Annotated in this window: 21 protein-coding genes and 1 other RNA gene; 1 reads left to right on the forward strand and 21 read right to left on the reverse strand. The window is 27.4% G+C overall.

What is annotated here, in order from left to right:
- Positions 1-231: 231 nt before the first annotated feature.
- The 10 genes from CHF27_RS09055 to CHF27_RS09100 all read right to left on the reverse strand — a co-directional run bounded on the left by CHF27_RS09055 (position 232) and on the right by CHF27_RS09100 (position 13,683).
- The gene (locus tag CHF27_RS09055; protein ID WP_115976089.1) at positions 232-3,153 is read right to left on the reverse strand and encodes a cell wall-binding repeat-containing protein; all 2,922 of its coding nucleotides are present in this window, start codon (positions 3,151-3,153) and stop codon (positions 232-234) included.
- Between the two features lie 218 nt (positions 3,154-3,371).
- Positions 3,372-4,382 (reverse strand): L,D-transpeptidase, encoded by a 1,011-nt coding sequence (locus CHF27_RS09060; protein WP_115976092.1) that lies wholly within the window; start codon positions 4,380-4,382, stop codon positions 3,372-3,374.
- Between the two features lie 233 nt (positions 4,383-4,615).
- On the reverse strand, positions 4,616-5,053 hold the full coding sequence (locus CHF27_RS09065; protein WP_115976095.1) for a COG2426 family protein: 438 nt from the start codon (positions 5,051-5,053) through the stop codon (positions 4,616-4,618).
- Positions 5,041-6,372, reverse strand: a complete 1,332-nt coding sequence (locus tag CHF27_RS09070; RefSeq protein ID WP_115976098.1) for a hypothetical protein — start codon at positions 6,370-6,372, stop codon at positions 5,041-5,043. The genes CHF27_RS09065 and CHF27_RS09070 overlap by 13 nt, the downstream gene beginning before the upstream one ends.
- A 20-nt stretch (positions 6,373-6,392) precedes the next feature.
- Complete coding sequence (locus tag CHF27_RS09075) at positions 6,393-7,322, reverse strand: glycosyltransferase family 2 protein (protein WP_115976101.1); 930 nt, start codon at positions 7,320-7,322, stop codon at positions 6,393-6,395.
- A gap of 2 nt (positions 7,323-7,324) precedes the next feature.
- On the reverse strand, positions 7,325-7,774 hold the full coding sequence (locus CHF27_RS09080; protein ID WP_115976104.1) for a GtrA family protein: 450 nt from the start codon (positions 7,772-7,774) through the stop codon (positions 7,325-7,327).
- A gap of 355 nt (positions 7,775-8,129) precedes the next feature.
- Entirely contained in the window at positions 8,130-10,028 is a 1,899-nt protein-coding gene (locus CHF27_RS09085; RefSeq protein ID WP_115976107.1) for a cell wall-binding repeat-containing protein, read from the reverse strand.
- A gap of 284 nt (positions 10,029-10,312) precedes the next feature.
- Positions 10,313-11,359, reverse strand: a complete 1,047-nt coding sequence (galE, locus tag CHF27_RS09090; protein ID WP_115976110.1) for a UDP-glucose 4-epimerase GalE — start codon at positions 11,357-11,359, stop codon at positions 10,313-10,315.
- Between the two features lie 79 nt (positions 11,360-11,438).
- Positions 11,439-12,311, reverse strand: a complete 873-nt coding sequence (gene galU, locus CHF27_RS09095) for a UTP--glucose-1-phosphate uridylyltransferase GalU (protein ID WP_199533652.1) — start codon at positions 12,309-12,311, stop codon at positions 11,439-11,441.
- Positions 12,312-12,501: 190 nt separating this feature from the next.
- A complete protein-coding gene (locus CHF27_RS09100; RefSeq protein WP_243444983.1) occupies positions 12,502-13,683 on the reverse strand; it encodes a M20 metallopeptidase family protein in 1,182 nt (393 codons plus the stop codon).
- Positions 13,684-13,861: 178 nt separating this feature from the next.
- Here CHF27_RS09100 and CHF27_RS09105 point away from each other — a divergent pair, with 178 nt between their 5' ends.
- On the forward strand, positions 13,862-14,773 hold the full coding sequence (locus CHF27_RS09105) for a LysR family transcriptional regulator (RefSeq protein ID WP_095406337.1): 912 nt from the start codon (positions 13,862-13,864) through the stop codon (positions 14,771-14,773).
- A gap of 45 nt (positions 14,774-14,818) precedes the next feature.
- Here CHF27_RS09105 and rnpB read toward each other — a convergent pair.
- The 11 genes from rnpB to CHF27_RS09160 all read right to left on the reverse strand — a co-directional run bounded on the left by rnpB (position 14,819) and on the right by CHF27_RS09160 (position 21,880).
- Positions 14,819-15,163: RNase P RNA component class A (gene rnpB, locus CHF27_RS09110), an RNA gene on the reverse strand.
- Positions 15,164-15,239: 76 nt separating this feature from the next.
- Positions 15,240-15,479 carry a hypothetical protein gene (locus CHF27_RS09115; protein ID WP_095406336.1) on the reverse strand — a complete coding sequence of 80 codons (240 nt, stop codon included), beginning with the start codon at positions 15,477-15,479 and terminating at the stop codon, positions 15,240-15,242.
- Positions 15,480-15,551: 72 nt separating this feature from the next.
- Entirely contained in the window at positions 15,552-16,532 is a 981-nt protein-coding gene (locus CHF27_RS09120) for a CpsD/CapB family tyrosine-protein kinase (RefSeq protein WP_095406335.1), read from the reverse strand.
- A gap of 62 nt (positions 16,533-16,594) precedes the next feature.
- Positions 16,595-17,209 (reverse strand): response regulator transcription factor, encoded by a 615-nt coding sequence (locus CHF27_RS09125; RefSeq protein ID WP_095406334.1) that lies wholly within the window; start codon positions 17,207-17,209, stop codon positions 16,595-16,597.
- 208 nt (positions 17,210-17,417) lie between these two features.
- Positions 17,418-18,041: a response regulator transcription factor gene (locus tag CHF27_RS09130; protein WP_095406333.1), complete on the reverse strand. Its 624-nt coding sequence runs from the start codon at positions 18,039-18,041 to the stop codon at positions 17,418-17,420.
- Between the two features lie 75 nt (positions 18,042-18,116).
- Entirely contained in the window at positions 18,117-18,665 is a 549-nt protein-coding gene (locus CHF27_RS09135) for a class D sortase (protein ID WP_243444984.1), read from the reverse strand.
- Positions 18,646-19,170: a signal peptidase I gene (locus CHF27_RS09140; protein ID WP_095406331.1), complete on the reverse strand. Its 525-nt coding sequence runs from the start codon at positions 19,168-19,170 to the stop codon at positions 18,646-18,648. Before CHF27_RS09140 ends, CHF27_RS09135 begins: the two co-directional genes overlap by 20 nt.
- Positions 19,171-19,250: 80 nt before the next feature.
- A complete protein-coding gene (locus tag CHF27_RS09145; protein WP_095406330.1) occupies positions 19,251-19,763 on the reverse strand; it encodes a hypothetical protein in 513 nt (170 codons plus the stop codon).
- A 24-nt stretch (positions 19,764-19,787) separates the two neighbouring features.
- A complete protein-coding gene (locus CHF27_RS09150) occupies positions 19,788-20,354 on the reverse strand; it encodes a SipW-dependent-type signal peptide-containing protein (RefSeq protein WP_095406329.1) in 567 nt (188 codons plus the stop codon).
- The gene (locus CHF27_RS09155; protein WP_095406328.1) at positions 20,347-21,297 is read right to left on the reverse strand and encodes a hypothetical protein; all 951 of its coding nucleotides are present in this window, start codon (positions 21,295-21,297) and stop codon (positions 20,347-20,349) included. Before CHF27_RS09155 ends, CHF27_RS09150 begins: the two co-directional genes overlap by 8 nt.
- A 373-nt stretch (positions 21,298-21,670) precedes the next feature.
- Positions 21,671-21,880, reverse strand: a complete 210-nt coding sequence (locus CHF27_RS09160; RefSeq protein ID WP_095406327.1) for a hypothetical protein — start codon at positions 21,878-21,880, stop codon at positions 21,671-21,673.
- Positions 21,881-22,135 lie beyond the last annotated feature (255 nt).

The following is a 22,135-nucleotide window of genomic DNA, read 5'->3' on the forward strand; positions in this document are numbered from 1 at the left end:
CATCTCTTTAACGTATTTCTCACAATTTAGCTAAAACAAATAGAATTAAATCCTATTTGTTTTAGCTTTTTTTCTATTTAAAGACATTTTTTTATATTATAGATAACATATTTCTCCATAATTTATTAAAATTTACTTATTTCCAATATATCAATATATTATTTTAAATTTTATATTATATTTATAAATTCAAAAGCTATCTTAAAATTAAGATAGCTTTCATATTGTTTTCTATTTTTTTGTATTTACATTAATAGTTATTACTTTCTTGTAATCTCCACTTATTACTTTAACTAATATATGCCCTTCTGTTTCTCCTGGTACATTTACTGTTGTGTTATTTGTAATAGTAGCTCCAAAGTCTGTACTAATTTCTATAGTAGCAAGTGTTCCTGTACCATTTTCTATTGTAAATTTAGGTTTATCTGAACTTGTTCCTGGCGTATAAAGAACAGTTCCTCCTGAACCAGTTATAGTTAATCCTTCTACTATATTTTTACCTGAATCATTAGTTATATTAAATATTTCTTGTATCGGATTATATGTAGCATTAACTTCTTTTACATCCTCTATAGTTTTCAAACTCATATCTGTTATTTTAGGCGTAGTATCTTTAACTGTTATATATATAGAATTTTTTAAAACACCATTAAAGTATACCTTTATAGTTGTACTTCCTTGTTTAATTGCTTTTATTTCTATATCCCCACCAGATATTTTATTAACAGTAGCTATTTTAACATCATCTGACATTATTTCATATCCACTATTTGTAAGCGTAGATGGATTAGTTAAATTAGTTGTTATATTTTCAACTAAATAAGATCCATTATAACCATTTAAGTTTAATGTAACAGTTTCATCAGTTGCTCCGCTGTAAACATCTAAAGTTGTATCTTTTTCTTTGTCTTTTAATTCTAATTTCCATGAAGTTGATTCAGTTACTTTTTTTACACTTATATATAATGTTGACCATACTGTCGTTCCATTTTTAAATTGTATTGATGAAGTTCCTTCATTAATTGCATTAGATGTTACTACAACATTAACTTCTCCTTTTTCATTTGTATCTGCATTTGCTGTCACTTTAGCTATTTCAAGAGGATTAGTTCCCGTAGTGATAACAGCTTTATCAGCCATGTTAAAGTTATGTGCTTTAAATGGATCTCCGTATTGATCTTTAACTGTAGCTGTTAAATTTAAAGATGTTCCATTCTTTAAATCAACACTTGATTGTGATAAAGACATTGAAGAAGCTTCACGAGCATCAGCTACAACTGTAACAGTAAATGTCTTATTTACAGTTCCATTAGATATAGTTATTGTAGCACTTCCTGTTGAATTAGCTCTTAATGTATTTTTAGTTGCTCCAGTACTATCTACACTAACTACTGCTACATTTGATGATTTAACAGTAAATTTACTATCTGCACCTTTCATAGCTGCATTAGCTACATCTACGTTATTATTACTGCTATCAGTAGCTTTAACATCAACTATAGTAGCATTTTCACCTTCAACTAATTTAGTTCCATTTAATGTTACGTTTCCATTATTTAATTTAAAAGATGTTATATCTTTATATTGATTCGATTTATCTACTACTTCAACGTATTGTTTTAAACTTTTTAATGTAGTTGAACCTTTTGTAAGCGTAACTTCATAACTATATATATCATTAATTTTTAATCCAGAAGTCTTTAATTTACCATCTGAAGAAGTTGATTTAGGTGTAACTCCATCATTATAGAATATAGGTTCATTAGCTTTAAATTCAACTGTCCATCCCAAATCCTTTAACTCAGTTAAAGTTCTCTTTTGACCATTATTTACTGTTAATTCTAAGTACTGAACTCCATTGTTAGCAATCTCTTTAGTAATAGCCTCAACACCAGTTATAGCTGCCCCATATGTAAATGTATGGCTAGTCGTATTACCTAAGTTACTATTTACTTTAACAGTATTAGTTCCATCATAGAATGCACTATTAAACACTACTGTAGCAGTAGTTCCTGAAGAATTTACTGTATATGAAGATACTGAATTTCCACTTATTGTTATATTTGATGAACTTAATTTATTTAAATCAGTTCCTTTTATTTCTATAGTCTTATAATTTACCATTGATACTGAAGAAACTTTTGATTCTACATCAGCTTGAGTATTTTTTATATCATTTACACTTTGAGTTGGTATTCCGTTACCTACTTGTGTTACATTAGTAAATGTCTTATTTGCTAATACAGATTTTTGGCTATTTGATAAGCTGTTTCCAACTATAACTAATGGCGCATTGTTTTTAGCAGCTAAAACACCTACAGCTAAAGCATCTACTAACTCTTCATTATTTTTAACGTATCCAGACTTAGCTATATACATATTATTTAAGTTTTTATTTGTATAGAATTCACTTATAACTCTTGCATTAGTATCATGTCTATCACTTCCACCAAGTCTTGTTTTACTTCCTGGTAAGCTATTCATTATTGAATCAGATACTGAAGATGTTTGCCCTACTATATATGATTTAGATATACTTTCACTATCTATAAAGCTCTTTGCTACAGATACTCCATTTCTAGGATCTGATAGTAATATTGGCATTTTATTGTTTGCAGCTGGTGCAGCTATACTTACTGCATCAGGTAATCCTGTTGCTCCGTTAACTACAGCTATTTGAGATACGTCAGATATTTTATCCATAGCTTTAGCTACTTCTAAAGCTGTTGTATATCTATCTGTTCCTGATATTCTAGTTACTGATATTTTCATTCCTTTTAATTCTGAAACAACATAATCAGAAACAACTGCTGTTCCACCTACTATAGTAACATTTTTAACACCCATTTTAGTTAATCTAGCTTTTGTTGATGCTGTTAATTTATTTTTTTCTGTTACAAGTATTGGAGCATTATTTAATGAAGCATATGGTGTAGCAGTTAATGCATCTACTAATCCCTTATCCCCGTTTATTAATACTGCATTTGTAGCACTACTCCATCCATTTTCACTTACTTTTATAGCTGTTTCATATCTATCAGACCCTGCTAATGAATTATTCGATACAGAAGCTGCATTTGCACTTACAGTAAATGTAGATACGATCATTGCTGTAGCTATTAAGTTCAATATAACCTTTTTTCTCTTTATCATGCTTTTTCTCCCTTTTATATGTTATTTGTTATTTATTTCCTATTTATATATTGATTATTATATATCATTTAAATAGTCATTACAATATATGTTAAGTTATGTTTTAATTTGTAATAAATTTGTAATAAAATTAGTCGCTTTTTAGTTAGATTACGCATTAAATCAGGGTTTCTAGCAAAAAAAGAGTTAAATCTAAGATTTAACTCTTTACTAATTTACTATTTTATTATACCATCAGATCCAACTACTGAACCATCACCTAAAACTACATCATGAGCCATTATTCCATTGTCAGCAAAGTAGTATTTATTTTGATATATAGTTTGGTATCCTGTTGACATTATTCCTTGGTTATTGAAATAATACCAGTTTCCATTTATCATCTTCCATCCAATTTCAACTTGTCCGCTGTTATTGAAATGATACCAATTTGAACCTATTTGTTCCCATCCTACTTCCATTACTCCATTATTATGGAAATAATACCAGTTGTTATTTATATTTTCCCAACCTATTTCCATCTTTCCATCTTTGTGTAGATAGTACCAGTTTGAATTTTGTTTATTCCATCCTGTTTGTATTGCGCCTTTTGAGTTGAAATAATACCATTCTCCTCTTATTCTAGACCATCCATTTTTTTGATAACTTTCATTATCATTTAAATAATACCATTCGTTATTTATTTTTTTCCATCCTGCTGGTATTTTTTCTATACTTATACCATATTTAGATGCTATTTTAGCATTTGTATCATCACTGAAGTTTATTATTACTTCTGTTCCTACTGGAACTTTACTATATAATTCTCTTACTTCGTTATTATGCATTCTTATGCATCCTTCAGTTACATTTTTACCTATTGAGTTTTCATTTATATTTCCATGAATTCCATATGTTGTTCCATGTGTTCCATTTATATTTAGTCCCATCCATCTATTTCCTAAAGGATTATTAGGACTTCCTCCAGCTATTCCACCTGAATAATAAGGTCTATTAACTATTTTATTTACTATTTTCACTTTTCCTTGTGGTGTTGGTGAACTCAATCTTCCTGTTGAAACTCTATACTCTTTTACAAGCTTTTTGTTTACATAGTGTCCCATTGTATTTTTCTTAGAGTTTACTACTAGTAGATGTTGACTATCAGCATATGATAGACCTGATGCCCCTCCTAGAATTAAACAAACAGCCATTGAGGCTGTTAAAAATTGTTTTACTTTTTTAAACATTTTTTCTCCCCCATAAAAAATATATACTATATTTTTTTAATAAAGATAATAATTAATAAACAATTATAAATTGGTTATTTATTAACTTATCAATTGTAAAATTATTACAATTGAGAGTTAATTATACCATTAAATCATTATAGTATCAAATTAATACTATAAAAAAAATAATTCGTCACTATATATCTTAATACCTTTTTAGATACAAGAAATTTTTAGTAACGAATTATATTTTATATTATATGAAGTGATAGTGCCGATACTATAACTCCCGACAACATATTTCCTAATAATACACCTATTAGTGCATCTTTTATTCTCATTCTAAGAATTGATGCTATTGCAGATGCTGTCCATGTACCTGTAGTTGGAAGTGGTACTCCCACAAATAATATTATCCCTAATACTGATACATTTTTTAATCTTCTTATTCCAGATTTTATTTTTTTGTCAATTTTTCCAACTAACGTTTGAAATTTCTTTTTTGTTCTTAAATATTGTAATATATGTCTAAATGTTAATATTAAAGGTATCGAAATTAACGTTGAACCTAAAACACTGACTATATATACCCCTATAGGATTTAAATCCATAGCTATACCTATTGGTATTGCACCCCTTAACTCTGTTACAGGAAGCATTGATAAAAACATTATTTTTAAATATTCCAATGTTTTCCTCCTATTATGTTTTTTATTTTTTCTTCGTCTATGCTATACATCATAAATGATATTATCGAAAATACTGTTACAGATAAGTTCCTATACGTAAACCAGCAATGAAGTTGAGAATGATTTTTTAATACTGCATACCATACAAAAGGCATTAATCCTATTAATAAAATTGGTAAGCATTTTATTATCATTTCTATATCTTTTCTAAATAATATCATCATAACTACCCATATTACTAATATTACAACAAATATTTTCATAGTAAAATCATTAAATATTAACTCCCAATTAAATTTAATTACATCCATAGTTGTAAGAACTTCTTTTGAACCTGTTGCTGATGTTCTTACTAATATTTGACTTATAGCATCTTTAATTACATTTTGTTTTAAAACTAAACTTGCAATTACCCATTTGCTCGCCCATACTATTCCATAACCTAATGCCCATATTATTGAAGATTTAATTATTTCTAATAAATTAGACATTCCTGATCTTAATTTATTTTTCTTAGATTTTTGTATTAGCAATATATAAGTAGTAAGTGGTATGCCTAATGTTATTAGCGGTACTGTTAGTAAATCTAAAAAACTTGCTACTGAACCTATTATAAAAAATAGATATACTGATAACTTGTTTTCATCAATTTTTTCATATAATAATAATACGGTTATCATTGCTATAAACATTACATAAAACATACTTGAAAATTGTAATGATAAAGGTACTATAGAGAACATAACTAGCATCATGGAAAGAAAGAAGCTTAGCATGATTTTTAAATCTAGTTTTTTCTTTAATAAGTAACTTACAGTCATAAACAATAAAAATAATACACAAGTGTTAATAAATCTTATTTCTGAATAACTAAAAAATAATAATAACGGTCTTAAAATAGTTAAATACCCATGCCAGTATCTACTATAACTTTCTTTTGTAGTGTGTCCTGGCATTGTTATAGATTTTTCTAGATTTTGTATTTTATCATTTTCTCCAGGTCTTCCTACTATTGTATGAGGATTTTCTAAAGCTGATTTAATAGGACTATTATTATCTGCTGCTAATGCTAAATTTAACATCCATGCATCTGTAAAATTATCTAGTTGATTTGCTACGCTTGTTGATAATACTCTTGGATAAATTCCTTCTGTTTGAAATTGTTCTAAAGATTCACCAACATGCCATCTTATTCTTTTATTTGGTATAGAATATGATATAGACATAGTAGTTAAAAAAGTGGCTATTAACAATACATATATTATAAATAAATTAAAACTCTTTTTTGTGAATTTTAATACATTACTATTTTGTTTCATTATTTTCCTCCTATTTTTAACTATCTATTTTTGTTACTTTCTATCATATTAAGAGCAATTTCATAAAATTGATCTGAACGTTTTTTAACAGTATCTAATATAAGTCCACATGCAAATGATACTAAAGCACATACTAAGAATCCTACTGCCACTATAAGTGTTGGGAATTTTGGTACAAGTCCCGTTTTAAAGAATCCTATTAATATAGGTGCAAACATTCCTCCACTTAATAAAAGTAATATTAAAGATATGATTCCAAAGAATGAAAGTGGTTTATAGTCTTTATATAAATTTAATATAGTTTTTAATACTTTAAATCCATCTGCAAATGTATTTAATTTTGATTCACTACCTTCTGGTCTATCTCTATATGCTATTGGAACTTCTCCTATTAAAAACTTTTTATCTAATGCATGAATACTCATTTCTGTTTCTATTTCAAATCCTTTTGATAAAACAGGGAAAGATTTTACAAATGTTCTATTAAAAGCTCTACATCCTGTCATTATATCTTTTATATTACTTTTAAATATTTTGTTAATAAGCATTCTGACTAATTTATTACCTAAGTTGTGAAATGGTCTTTTATTTTCTTCAAAATAAGTGCTTGATAATCTATCTCCTATCGCCATATCAGCTTTTCCTTCTAATACGACTTTTGCAACTCTATAAGCATCTTCTGCTGGATATGTATCATCTCCATCAACCATTATATAGCAGTCTGCTTCTATATCTCTAAACATACTTCTTACTACGTTGCCTTTTCCTTGACGATATTCTGGTACTACTATTGCACCTGCTTCTTTTGCTATTTGAGCTGTATTATCTTTTGAATTATTATCATATACATAAATATCCGCTTGAGGTATTACTTTTTTAAAATCTTCTACAACTGCTTTTATTGTAAGTTCTTCATTATAACAAGGTACTAAAACAGCTATTTTTTTCATAGTTATCTCCCTTCTTTATCTAACTTATTATCTACATTTAATTTATTATCTACCGTACTTTTAAAAATAATTAATTTACTAAATATAAAATTAAGTACTACTACAACTACATTAGTAGTTATTTTTACTATAAAATCGTTTATAGCCATTAAATCTATCATTACATACATAAGCCCCATCTCTGTAGCTCCAGATAATATTCTACAACTTGCAAATGATGTGAATTCTTTTATAAGGAATTTAAAATTTGTTTCCTTACTTTCAAACACAAAAAATTTATTTGTTATATATGCAAATAACACTGCTACAAGCCATGCTATAGAATTTGCTACTAAGACATCTAACCTTATTATTCTTGTAAAAAATAAGTATGTTACTATATTAACTATAGTTGATAATACTCCAAAAACTAAATAAAGTATCGTCTCTTTATACTTCTCAAAAAGTGTCATTTAAACCTCCTTATACAAGTTTTTTCAACATTTTTTAGTATATCATATATGCTAATATAAAAAAAGAAGTTACCTATATTAAATAGCTCTTAGCTATTTATTAAGGTAACTTCTTTTTATCATAGTTTTCGTTTCGTTCAAATTTTATTTCCCTAAGATTATTTACTCCCCAGCAAAAATCATTAAGATACATCTATCTATGTATTTACACGTGTGATTTCTATGTTTCAATTATATTTTCAAATATGAATTTACACAATAAAATTCATTCTTCTTTTTTCGACAATTGCATCTAGATATTTTCCTGTATTATTTGATTTTGCAACAATCTTGTTAGTCGTTTTTTGTCGAAACTTTATACCATTAAAGGTGAAATAACAGTTTGTATTGTCTTTAATAATTTTTGTAAATTTGCCTTATCTGTTCCTTCTGGTAAACTATTAATTTTATTATTTATATCACTCATTACCTTTAATGCTTCTTCTTTTGTAAGTTCTCCCTTACTATACTTATCTAATAATCCTTTAAGTTCGCTAACTTTTTGATTTATTGCATCTAACGTAGCAGTTATTTCAGTTACTTTATTTGATATTCCATCTATTGTATCTTTTGCTTTTTTTAATGTCTCTATCATTGGTGTTACTTTTGTCATTATCTTTTCAAAATCTTCTTTTATTTTATCTAATGGTATATTCTCTGCCATTTGACTTATTTGAGTTAATAGCGTTTCCATTTGATCAGTATTTAATAATCCACCTTTATAAGCTTCTAATTGTTGTCTTAATAAATCAATTTTATTTATTGTAGCTTCAGTATTATTTATTATTAAAATTAATTTATCTATTTGTGTTTTAATATTCTCTATTGATTTTGTTAAGCTTTCCTTTTTATCTCCATCATCCATACTATCTATTATCGTTTGAGCTTCACTTGCTATAACTAAAGCTCTTTCAAGTCTATCTACTCTGTATTCGCCATCTTTTCCAATTGATATAGTATTTACTAATTTATCTAAACTACTTGATAAAACCATATTAGTTGGAGCTACTTTTACAGCTTCTCTAGCTTCTTTTTCTATTTCATAAGTTTGTAAACCTATCTCTCTTTGTATTCCTGAATTTCTCAAGCCTGTATCTATTACTTTTATAGCTTTGTCTACTGTTTCACTATTTGCTTTTTCTGATCTATTATTATTTTTTATTTTGTCATTTATTTTTTCAATTTCATCTAGTTTCATCTTTATTTTGTCTTCTTTAGAACCTATCCTCTTAGCTTCACCTACACAAGTTTGGCTTATTCCTCCACCAACTTGAACTATGTTACCTTTTTGTTTGTCTAAAAGTATGAATTTTTGATTATCACTTAATGCATTTCCTGCTAATACTATTGGTGCTTTTTTGATTGCAGCTAATGCTCCTGCTGATAATGCATCTATAAGTTCATCTTGTTTATTCATACCACCTTTAGTTATAAATACGTTTTCTAAATTTTGATTATTATAAAACTCTTCTATTATTTTAGCGTTAGTATCGTATCTATCTTGACCACCTAATCTTTTTGAATTAGGTAATTTATTTTGTAAAATATCAGATAAAACTCCATTTTGACCTATTACGTATGCGTTATCTATAGATTTTGAATTAATCCACTTTTCACTATCACCTAAGCTATCTTTTTGAGATAAAATTATCGGCATATTTTCCATACCTGCAATAGAACCTATTGAAACTCCATCTGCTAATCCTTTTATTCCATTTACTATTGCTACTTTTTTTATAGCTTTCTTTTCATCTATTTTTTTAGCTATATTTAAAGAAGTTTCATATCTATCTTTTCCTGATATTCTTTCTATAGTTATTTTTAATAAATTTAATTCTTTTTCTATTGATTTGCTTATAGCACTTTCTCCACCTATTATATATACCTTTTTAGCTGATAATCTTTTTATTTCTTTTTTTGTTTTTTCATTTAACTTTCCATTACTTGTTAAAAGTATAGGAGCATTCTTTTGAGCTGCAAGTGCTGTTGAACTTAAAGAATCTGCTATTGATGATGAATTTACAAGTACAACTTCATCAGATTTATCCCATCCATATTCACTTACATTTACTGCTGTTTCGTATCTGTCTTCACCTGCTAATTTAACATCATTTACTGTGTCTGTCTCATTAGCAAATGTTGATACAGGTAAACTTCCTGCTCCTATTGCAACTACTGCACTTATAGCTATTGCCTTTTTTTGCTTTTTATTCATTTGTCAGTCCCCCAAAATTTTTATTTTTACTCTGTATTACAAATTGAAGTGCTTTATATAATTACATAAATTTTTATTTTAAATATAATTATAATTATATTTATATTAATCAAAATAGTTAACTAAGTCAATAACTCTACCTAAATTTATTTTTTACTCCCCAAAATATTAAATTGTAAGCTAGCGAAAGTATGAAAAAAAAATATTCCTTTCATTTGTAGGCGCCTTTTGCCTACATGAAAGAAATATTTTATTTCAGACTGAGCGAAATCACAATATTATATCTACTCTTTATCTACTGCTACTTCGTTATTTATTTTTTCATCATATCCATTAGGATTCATACTTTGCCATTTCCATGAGTCTTGGCACATTTCATCTATTCCATATTTTGCTTTCCATCCTAGTTCTAATTCAGCTTTAGATGGGTCTGCATAACACATAGCTACATCTCCTGCTCTTCTTTCTACTATCTTATATGGAACTTCTCTATTACTTGCTTTTGAGAATGCTTTTACTAAATCAAGTACACTATATCCATTTCCAGTTCCTAAGTTATAAGTAACTAACCCTGGATTTTGCTCTAATTTTTCTAATGCTTTTATATGACCTAATGCTAAATCAACCACATGTATGTAATCTCTTACTCCTGTACCATCATGAGTATTATAGTCATCTCCAAATACACTTAATTCTTTTAATTGACCTATTGCAACTTTTGTTATATATGGCATTAAGTTGTTTGGAATTCCATTTGGTTCTTCTCCAATTCTACCACTTTTATGCGCTCCTACTGGATTAAAGTATCTTAAGATAGCTATATCAAGAGTTTTATCTGCTTTAGCTATATCTCTTAACATGTCTTCTATTATAAGTTTTGTTCTTCCATAAGGATTTGTCACTGATAATGGAAAATCTTCTAAAATTGGACAAGTATGTGGATCTCCATATACTGTTGCTGAAGAACTAAAAACAAACTTCTTAACGTTATTCTCTTTCATTAAATCTAATAAAACTAATGTATTAATTAAATTATTGCTATAATATTCTAATGGCTTAGTAACAGACTCCCCTACTGCTTTTAATGCTGCAAAATGTATTACAGAGTCAATTTTATTTTCTTTAAATACAATATCTAATTTTTCTTTATCTGTTATATCTATTTCGTAAAATTTCGTTTTTTTCCCTGTTAATTCTTCTATTCTACTTATTACTTCCTTATTACTATTGCAAAGGTTGTCTACTATTACGACTTCATATCCTTCTTCTAAAAGTTCTATACTAGTATGACTTCCTATATATCCTGCCCCTCCAGCTACTAACACTGCCATAGTATATCTTTCCCTTCTTTCTGCTTTTTAAATTGTTTTTTATCTTATTGTTTATAATACTTACTATTTATATTAGACATTATATATTTTTTTGTACTACTTTTTCCATATACTCCATTAGTTCATTTTTTAACTCATCTCTTTTTAATGCAAAATCTATTGTTGCTTCTAAAAATCCTAGTTTATCTCCAACATCATATCTTCTTCCTTCGAAGTTATATGCATATATTGCTTCTCTTTCTCCTAGAGTTTTTAGTGCATCTGTTAATTGTATTTCTCCACCTTTTCCTGGTTCTTGATTTTCTAATATATTAAATATTTCTGGTGTTATTATATATCTTCCTAATATTGCTATGTTTGATGGAGCTTCTTCTACTGCTGGTTTTTCTATCATATCTTTTACTTTATATACTTTATCTTCTATGTGCTTTACATCTAATATTCCGTACTTACATGTGTCTTCTTTAGCTACTTCTTGTACTCCTAGTATTGAAGTCTTGTATTCATCGTATGCATTTATTAGTTGTTTTAAACAAGGTGTTTGTGAATCTACTATGTCATCTCCTAGTAAAACTGCAAAAGGCTCATTTCCGATAAAGCTCTTTGCACAGTATATTGCATGACCTAAACCTTTTGGTTCTTTTTGTCTTATATAATGTATATTTACCATGTTAGATATGTCTCTTACCATTTCTAACATTTCTGTTTTTCCTTTTTGCTCTAATTCTAACTCTAATTCAACAGATTTATCAAAATGATCTTCTATCGATTTTTTATTTCTACCTGTTATTATAAGTATTTCTTCTATTCCTGAATTTATTGCTTCTTCTATTATATATTGTAAAGTTGGCTTATCTACTATTGGAAGCATTTCTTTAGGCTGAGATTTTGTTGCTGGTAAGAATCTTGTCCCAAGCCCTGCTGCTGGTATTATCGCCTTTTTAACTGTCATTTTTATCTTTCCTCCATTTTTAAGTTTTATCAACTTAATATATCATATTTCTTTATATTTTTTAACTACTTTTCATTTTACATCTACTTATTATACCACAAAATCCAAATAAAAATTTTATCGTAAATATAAAAAATCCATGAAATTACTATTTAAGCTATTTCATGGATTTATATTATTTATTTTTAAATTATTTATTTAAAAAATCTATAGCTCCTTGAGCTATCACTGCACATCCTTTGTATAATACTTCATCGTTAATATGTACCTTTGAATTATGAAGAGGATATATTGTTTCATTTTCATATATAGTATTTATTGCGTAATATACTCCTGGAATTTTTTCAAAATAGTACGCTGCATCTTCGCTTCCCATAGCACCTTTAGAATTTTCTATAATAGAATTTTTTCCAAGTATATTATTAGATGTATTTATAATCATATCTGTCATTTCATTATCATTATAAAGAGCTGGATGTCCAAAACTATATTTATATTCATATCTTCCATTCATAGTTATTGTAACGCCTTTAATAATTTCTTCTAGTCTTTTTTTTATAAAGTTTCTAGAATAATTTTCCAAGCATCTAACTGTTCCGATTATTTCAACGTAATTAGGAATTATGTTTGAAACAGCAGATTTAGGTTGCTCACTCTTAATATTTGATATACTTAAAACAATAGGATTTTGTACGTCATTTTCTCTAGTCAATATTCCTTGAATCATATTCATAACTTGATTTGCCATAAATATAGGGTCCTTTGTTAATTCAGGAGTTGATGCATGCCCTCCCTTTCCTATTATCTTTATATAAAATTTATCTGAAGATGCCATCATACCACCTTTTTTAACTACGAGTTGACCTGCTCTTAAATTTGGCATCATAATCACATGCTGTGCAATCATTGCATCTACTTTTGGATTTTTTAGAACTCCTTCTTCTATCATACACTTAGCTCCATCCCCAGTTTCTTCTCCTGGTTGAAATATAAGTTTAACTCTTCCGTTTAATTCTTCTTCTTTTTCTTTTAAAATTTTAGCTGCTCCAAGTAACATAGCTGTGTGTACATCATGACCACAAGCATGCATATTTCCGTTTTTTGATTTAAATTCAACATCAGTTTGTTCTTTTATAGGTAATGCATCCATATCAGCTCTTAACGCTATTACTTTTCCATTTATATTTTTTCCTATAATAGCACTAATACCTGTACAATTTTTAAACTCTTTAAATTCTATATTCATATTAGTTAATTCATTCTTAATATATTCTATTGTTTTATATAAATTTAACCCAATCTCTGGTATTTGATGTAAATCTCTTCTACATTTCATCATATAATCATTTAATTTCTTTGCACTTTCTAACACAATTTTGCCTCCTAGATTTATAAGTCATATAATCTTTAATTAATTTTAATTTGAGTTATACTTATTGTATGATTAAATTTTACTATCGATTGAATTATTTTAAAAATCTATAATATTTATATATATCCATAAATATTCTTTATATGTAATTTATTAATATAATTTAAGGAGGCTTAAAATGAAACTTGAACAAGTCATTTATGCATTAGAAATTGCTAGTGTCGGTTCTATATCAAGAGCTGCAAAGAACCTACTCTTAACCCAACCTAACTTAAGTGCTTCTATGAAAAATTTAGAAGATGAAGTTGGTTTTAAAATATTTGAAAGAATACCTAGGGGTGTTATTGTTACATCTAAAGGAAAAGAGTTTTTGAAATACGCACAATCAATTTATGAAAATATAGAAAATATAAATTCAATAAGTTTAAATAATAATACTTTATCACCTGTAAGCTTTTCATTATCCACTCAGTCTTTCTCATTTATTATGGATAAATTTTTAAGCTTACATTCTTCTTATAAAAATTACTTAACTCACTTTAAGATAAAACACTCACATTATTTTGAGGTATTAGATGATGTCGTTAGAAAAAATGCTGATATAGGTATAGTATCTATATCTGATGAACATATTAACTTATGGCAAAAGTTATTTAACTCTAAAAATATTGAATTTAATCCAATTACCTCTGGATGCCTAAAAGGGTATATCTTAGATACTCATCCTTTATATTCTAAAGAAAAAATAGTCTTAGATGACTTGTTTGATTATACATTAGTTACATGCAATCATGATGATTATAATTCTTTGTATTCTAGCGATGTTTTTAAGAATGAATTACTGCCATTTAAAAATAAGATTTTAGTTTCTGATTATGGAGCTCTTGTTTATACAATGAACTCTTTAAATGCTGTTACTCTTATTCTTAAACTTAAAAATAGTAAAACAAAATTATCTTTTGGTAATTCTAATACTGGTCGATATATAGATATATATGATTTGCCTAATATAACTTTGGGGTGGATAAAATTAAAAGATTCTAATATGACCTCTGTATCATCTGAGTTTATAAATATACTTACTAAATAAATACATAAAAAAAACACCAGGATCACCTAGTGTTAGCAACTTAAAAAATTAAGCAAATCTATAAGCGGAGTTCTGTATTAGATAATCATCTTTCTAGGCCTATTGTCACCAATAGGCTCAAGCGACCTACCATACCGGAGAGTACGAGCAGCACTCTTTTTATCCTAACTTGGTCTTGCTCCGGGTGGGGTTTACACATGAAACTAGTCACCTAGCCCATAGTGAGCTCTTACCTCACTTTTTCATCCTTACCACAATTAAGTGGCGGTAATTTTCTGTTGCACTGTCCTTAGGATCGCTCCCACTAGGCGTTACCTAGCACCCTTGCTCTATGGAGCTCCGACTTTCCTCACGCAGCAAAATGCTGCCCGCGATTATCTGACTTACTTAATATTCAGTTGACTCCACATATATTATCATAAATTAATATACGTGTCAAAAGTTTTATTTTTACTAATTTGTAATTTTATACTAAAACATCAATTTGTCTAGTTTCTAATATTTCAATTTGTCTTATTTCTGATCTATCTACCAATACCATTTTGGGTCTTCCTGCAAATTTTATTATCATGTTTTCTATCGTATGTTTTCCATTTAGAATAGATTCTACCCAATCTTTTAATTCTTCAAAATTCATTATCTCACTTTTTTTAAATGTACTGCTATGTTCATTTTTGTACTTTAATACTATTGTATTTTTTCTCATCTTACTCAATCCCCTTTACTATTGAATTTGTTGTATTTATATAGATTAAATTTATAAATGAAATTAATCGACTTATTTATCGTGTATACAAGTTACCAATCCAACAGACTGCTGTTTTTGTCTAAGTTTATTATCTTTTTTTCTTTTTTTAATTATGTCTCTTTTTCTTTTCTCTTTTTTCTTCTTACGATTTTTTTGTTGATTTTCATATTTTTTAATTTTCATATTTCTAGTTAAAACTGCATAAATATATCTATATGTATAGGCTTTAGCTTTTGTTATATGCTTATTTAGCAATACACCTATGATATTTACTCCTTCACCATTTAATTTATTTTTTTCCTTTTGTAATAAATTAATATCTACTTCTTTAGATGCGGTAACCAAAATAGTTCCATCTACTAATCTACCAATAATCCCTGCATCTCTAACTTTTGATATAGACGGTGAGTCTATAAATATATAATCATACTTAAATTTTATTTTATTTATAAAATATTTCATTTTATTAGAATCAAGCATCTCATCAGGATTCGGTGGTACATTACCAGATGTAAGAATATGTAGATTTTCGATTTTTTCCCTATCAACGCAATCTTCAAACTTTTTATATCCTATTAAAACATCTGTAAGCCCAAATTTATTATCAATTTCAAAAATTTTATGTATAGTTGGAGTTCTTAAATCTCCATCAATTATTAATACTTTTTTTCCCTGTGTTGCAAAGCTATAAGCTAAATTTGAAACAACAGAGCTTTTCCCCTCATTTTTAGTAGCACTTGTTACTAATATTGTCTTCATCTTTTTAACTGAACCTAAAAATTTAATATTAGTTCTCACAGATCCATATGCCTCAATTATTTCATCTTTTTCACTTAAGTTATTGAAAGGTAATATTCCTAAAACTTGCAATCCTAAGTATTTTATAATATCTTCTGGATTCTTAATTTTGGTATCTTTATACTCAAATAAATGTAATATAAATATACTCATTATTAGTCCTAAAATTATCGCTGCTATTAAATATCCCTTCATTCCTAAAATTTCTCCCATTACAAGCTAATCCTCCATTTGATATTAAAATTCACCAACATTTTTCGCTGAAATCAGCAAAATCATATAGTTAATCCATTGTCTTTGTAATAAATTATTATATCTTTTCTACTTCTTAAATTTAATTTATTAAGTATACTACTTACATGTTTCTTAATTGTATACTCTGTTACATATAAATCATCTGCTATATTTTTATTGTTCATTCCTTTAGCTACTTTTTCTACTACCTCATTTTCTCTTTTAGTTAAGTTGCCTACTTTGTCTATTGATTTGTAACTAATAACGTCTGGTAGTAAATCAACATCATAAAACTTATGTCCTCTCAAAATTCTTTTTACTATATAAATAAATTCATCTTTATCTGAAATACTTAAAATATATCCATCCACACCTAGTTCAATTGTTTTTAAAAGTATTTTCTTATTTTTTCCTGAATCAAATATCATTATCTTTAACTTATTTGATATTTTCTTTATTTCACTAAGTTTATCTAATAAATTTATCTGTTTAGATTTTATATCCACAAAAATGAAATCTAAATTTGTTAAATCTGTTTCATTTAGTTCAGAAACACTTGAAACAGTGTTTATAAAAGATGTTTTAAATATACTCCTAAATAAATTACTTAATGAATCTTTTATCATAAATGAATCTGACATAATCATTACGTTCATATCTTTCCCCCCAATATTACCCTTTATATTATTTCTTAACACTATGCTATACTTATGGTGTGTTTATAGTTATATGTTAATCTATTCTTAACAAAAAACATATTCTCCTAAATGGCCATCTTTTTTGCCCATTTTCATAATACTTTAGGGGGTTATATGGTATACTTTGGTATAATAAAAAGTAGAAGACTTTATAAGCCTTCTACTTTTATAGATTCTCTATTTTTTTATAATTATCTTTTACATAAATTATAATATCTTGTCTACTTCTTAAATCTAGCTTATTAAATATACTACTTATATGTTTTTTTACCGTATACTCTGTTATACATAAACTTTCTGCAACTTCTCTGTTATTACATCCTTTCGATACTTTTTCCATAACTTCTTTTTCTCGTTTTGTTAGCTTATTGTGATTTATACATGATTTACTATTTATAGCTAACTCCATTAGACCAGGATCATAGTATTTTTTACCCTTTGAAATATTTTTAACTATAAAGTCAAACTCTTCTTTATTACAAACATTAGTTATATATCCATCTATTCCATGTTTTACAAGTTTTACAAATAAATTCTCATTTATTGATAAATCTAATGCCATAATCCTTGTATCATCTCTAGATTTACGGTTATCACATATAAATTCAGCTTCCTTTTTATTTTCTAAATCAATTTCTATAAAAATAAAATTATATTCATTTAATTCTTCTTTTTTTATCTCTTCTAAATTTGATATAATTTCTATTGATTTTATATTAAAAGTATCTCTAAACAATACTGCTATTGCTTCTTTCACTATAAATGATTTTGATATTATTAAAACTTTCATGATTTATCCCCCCTATTATGTTATGTTCATTATTTTTATACTTATGTATATTAGACCTATTCTTTAAAAAAAAGGTTAAATTTCCCCTTTTATAACTAGTCTATGGCTACCTATAAACCTAGGTGTACAAGTTATAAGAGTTATATTTTTTTTATCATCCGATGAATTTAACACGTCTACTTTGTCAGGTGTTACAACTTCTGTACTTTTTACCTTATATGTATAATCTCCACTTTTTGTTTTTACATCTATTTCATCCCCGATTTTTATATCTTCTAAATTTGCAAAAAATCTATTATACGTATACGCACTATGTCCTGCTACTGCAAAATTCCCAACTTCTCCTGGCATTTTTGTATCAGTAAAGTGACCAACTGCGTATTTTAATGTGTCTTCATCTGTTCCTTCTCCTATTGCTACCTTTAAATCTATATTTTTTATTTGAAGTATTCCTACTATGTTTTTATTTAATTCTTCTTGGTTTTTACTTGGATTATTTATTCCTTCTTCATAGTTTTTTACTATATTATCATTATTGTGTTTTACGTTTTGATTTAAATATGCTGTAATTATTATTGTTCCTAGACCTAGTATTATTAAAAGTCTACTTAGTATTTTTTTCATACTCTGCCTCTTCTTCATCTTTGTTTCCTCTTACGTTATAAAGTATTACTAATGCTCCTGCTAACATTACTTCAGCGGCTACTACTTTTGTATTAGATAAGAATTTAACTATATGTCCACCTTTAGGTATTATTAGAGCTTGTTTTCCTATTAAATTATCATTAGTTAAAATATCCATATCTTTTACATCGTTATTATCGCCCTTTGTTATATATCCTTCATTTGTTTTTTCTACTACTCTATGAGTAACTATTTCTTTATCACTTACAAATGTAGCTACATCTCCAACTTTCAAATTAGTTCTATCTTTATGAAGTGTAACTACTAAGTCCCCTGGATAAAATGTTGGTTCCATACTTCCTGATAATACTACGTAACTTCTAAATCCTATTATTTTAAATGCTTTTTCTGATCTAGATGATACTGCATTTAAAATAAGTGTTATACACAGTATAAAAAAGAAACTACATATTGTTTTTGATAAAATTGATTTGAATTTTTTCATTTTCTATTCCCCTTTTATTTATTCCGTTTAAATTATAGCTCCATTAAAGTTTAATTAACTTTTATGGAGCTACTTTATATTTATTCTACTGAGCTTGGTGCTTTAGATTCACTTGATTCACTTTTTTGTGGTGAACTTGGTGCTACTGTTGATTCATGTGATTCACTTGAAGACTTACTGTCTGTTGATTCATTAGATGATGAACTTGGTGTTTCACTGTTTGTTGATTCTTGTTTTTGTTCTGAGCTTTGTGACTTATTTGATGTTTCTTGTTTATCACTATGTTCTGGCTTTTTAGAAGATGAGTCTTTATCATCTCCAGCTGATGTACTTGGTTTTTCATCCTTTACATCTCCTTGAGAGTTATCTTTTGATGGTGGCACTACTACATCTTTAGATGGTTTTTGTTCTGGTTTAGTTGATGGTTCTTTTGGTGTTTGTGGTGTTTGTTCTTCTTTTGGTTCTTTATAAATAAATGTTATTATATTTTCTTGATCTGTCTTATCGCTAAATTGGGCATTTATAAAACTCGTTCCGGCAAAAGCCACTCCTATCCCAAGACCAACTGCGATAAATTTATTATAATATTTCATTTTTTACCAACTCCTTGTCTTAGTTTAGTTTGCTTGTGTAGCTTGTACATCTAATTTAAAATCCAGTTTTTTTCCATTAAGTTCTTTAAGATTTTTTTTATCACCTTTTACTCTTAATGTTGCTTTACAATTAACTGTCTTTCCTGATTCTATTACTAAATTTTTAACTTCTTTTGCATCTTGAGTGAATAATTCACTTATATTGCCTTTTAAAGCTTTTATTTTATCAACAGTTAATTCGTATTCTAAATTATTTAAATTACTAGTACTATCTCCATTTATCAACTGAACTTTTATATTTTGCTTTAATTTACCTCGGTTTTCTAACTTAAATTGTTCACTTATTTCATTTTTTCCTTTATCTTTTAATTCTAGACTTCCTTTTAATCCACTTGGAGATATTACAGTATGTAAACTTCCCATTTCTATAACTAAGTCATTACTGGCTTTATCTTTGTCTGAGAAATAAGCATAACTTCCTAAAACTCCTGCTCCACCTACTATTATCATTAATGACAATCCTATCATCATAGTTTTAAATTTTGATTTACTTCTGTTTTTTTCAGCTTTTAATTTTCTCATTCTACTCATCAGATTTACCTCCTTTATCCCCAGATGATTTCTTATCTAATACTAGGCCGACTCCTAGTGCTACGACTCCTAGCGAAGTCAGTGTTGCTGCATCTAAAAATCCACCTGTCTGAGGTAATTTAGAAGTTGTAGTTTTATGTATAGTATTTGGCTTACTTTGATTAATACTATTGCTTACTACATCCTTTTTTTGCTCTTCATTTGTTACTTCTGGAGTATTCTCTTTGTTATCCTCTTTAACTGGTTTATCTGGTTTATCTGGATTAACGGGATTAACAGGATTCTCTGGGTTAACGGGATTAATTGGTTTAATTGGTTCTTCTGTTTCACCTGAATTACCTCCATGTCCTCCCGAGCCTCCACCCGAATTGCCTCCGTGTCCTCCTCCTGAACCTCCACCTGAACCTCCACCACTAGAATCTTGGTAGACATACTCAGCTCCTAAAGTTAATACCCTTGTCAATGATTGAGTATCATTTCCCATTTTCTCATTCATATCTATAGTCATTGTAAGTTCTTTTTCTCCATTTGCAGGTATTATTGTTACTGAATCTAATTTAACTCCATCTTTAGACAAAATATCTTCAAGTGTTATTTTATTTTTTACAAGAATCTTATCTTTATCTTTTATTATTATGTTAGTATTCTTGTCCATTTCTTTGTATGCACTAAGTAAATCAATTTTTGATGAAATCCCTGAATTAGATTTTGATGTCATAAATATTTTCTCTATTCCTATTTTTTTATCCATTTTATTAGTTATTGTAAAAGTTATATCTTTACTTATACCAGGACACCATCCACCCTTTGGCTCTTCATACCTTTGTATATTTAACAAAACTTTTTCATTATTTGACGTTGCTGCAAAGGTACTTGTTGAAAGAGTGATGCATAATATTGAACTTAATGTTAAAACTTTTAGTGCCTTTTTTATATTTTTCATATTCATCACCTTTTTTAAGTATACTTATCTTACTTAAGGATACTATTTTATTTATAATCTCCACCTAATAACAATACGAACTCTATTATATTCACTATTGTTTTATCCCATATAATTTTTATTTCGCTCTAAAATTTAATTTTATCTTCATATATAATGTTACTTTATGAATGTCAAAAAATATATTCGACACTATAACTATTTTTTATGAAACTAAGTGAGTACCTCTTTATGTATATATTTATTATTCTAGATATCATACTTATGGAGTATGATATGGTATACTTTTTTATTTTCTTAATGTATAGATAAATTAATTAAAAAAACTATAGATTTAAAACCTACAGTTCTTTTAATATATGACATTTATTTATTACTTTTGAATATTTTGTTCGATTTTTTGTTGACTTGCTTGGAATGTATATTGATTAAATGTTTTTTCTAAGTTAAAAAAGATATAATCTTTGCGGTTATTACTTTTTAATTCTTGATACTTATCATCTCTATTTTCATCAACTTTAACAGATATTTTAAATTTTCTGTCTTTTTCCGGTTCAAGAGAAAATTCTTTAGTGTCATCCAATTCATTAGCTATTATTAATCCATCTGTACTCTTAGGTGCAACTTCCTTAAGTCCCCCGCCAATTACTGCTATATTTTGTTTTAAACTTCCTTCATTTTTTACAGTAATAGTTTTTTCAAAAACATCGCCTGCTTTTACATTCGAAAAGCTGTTATTATTATTTGGATTTAGTACTTCTGACGTATAAACTCTATAATTTATTATAAATACTTTATAAATTTCATAGATTTACTTCCTTTTTCAACGTATCCGATT

The organism is Romboutsia maritimum (genome assembly GCF_002251085.2).
GTDB classification, from domain to species: domain Bacteria; phylum Bacillota; class Clostridia; order Peptostreptococcales; family Peptostreptococcaceae; genus Romboutsia_B; species Romboutsia_B maritimum.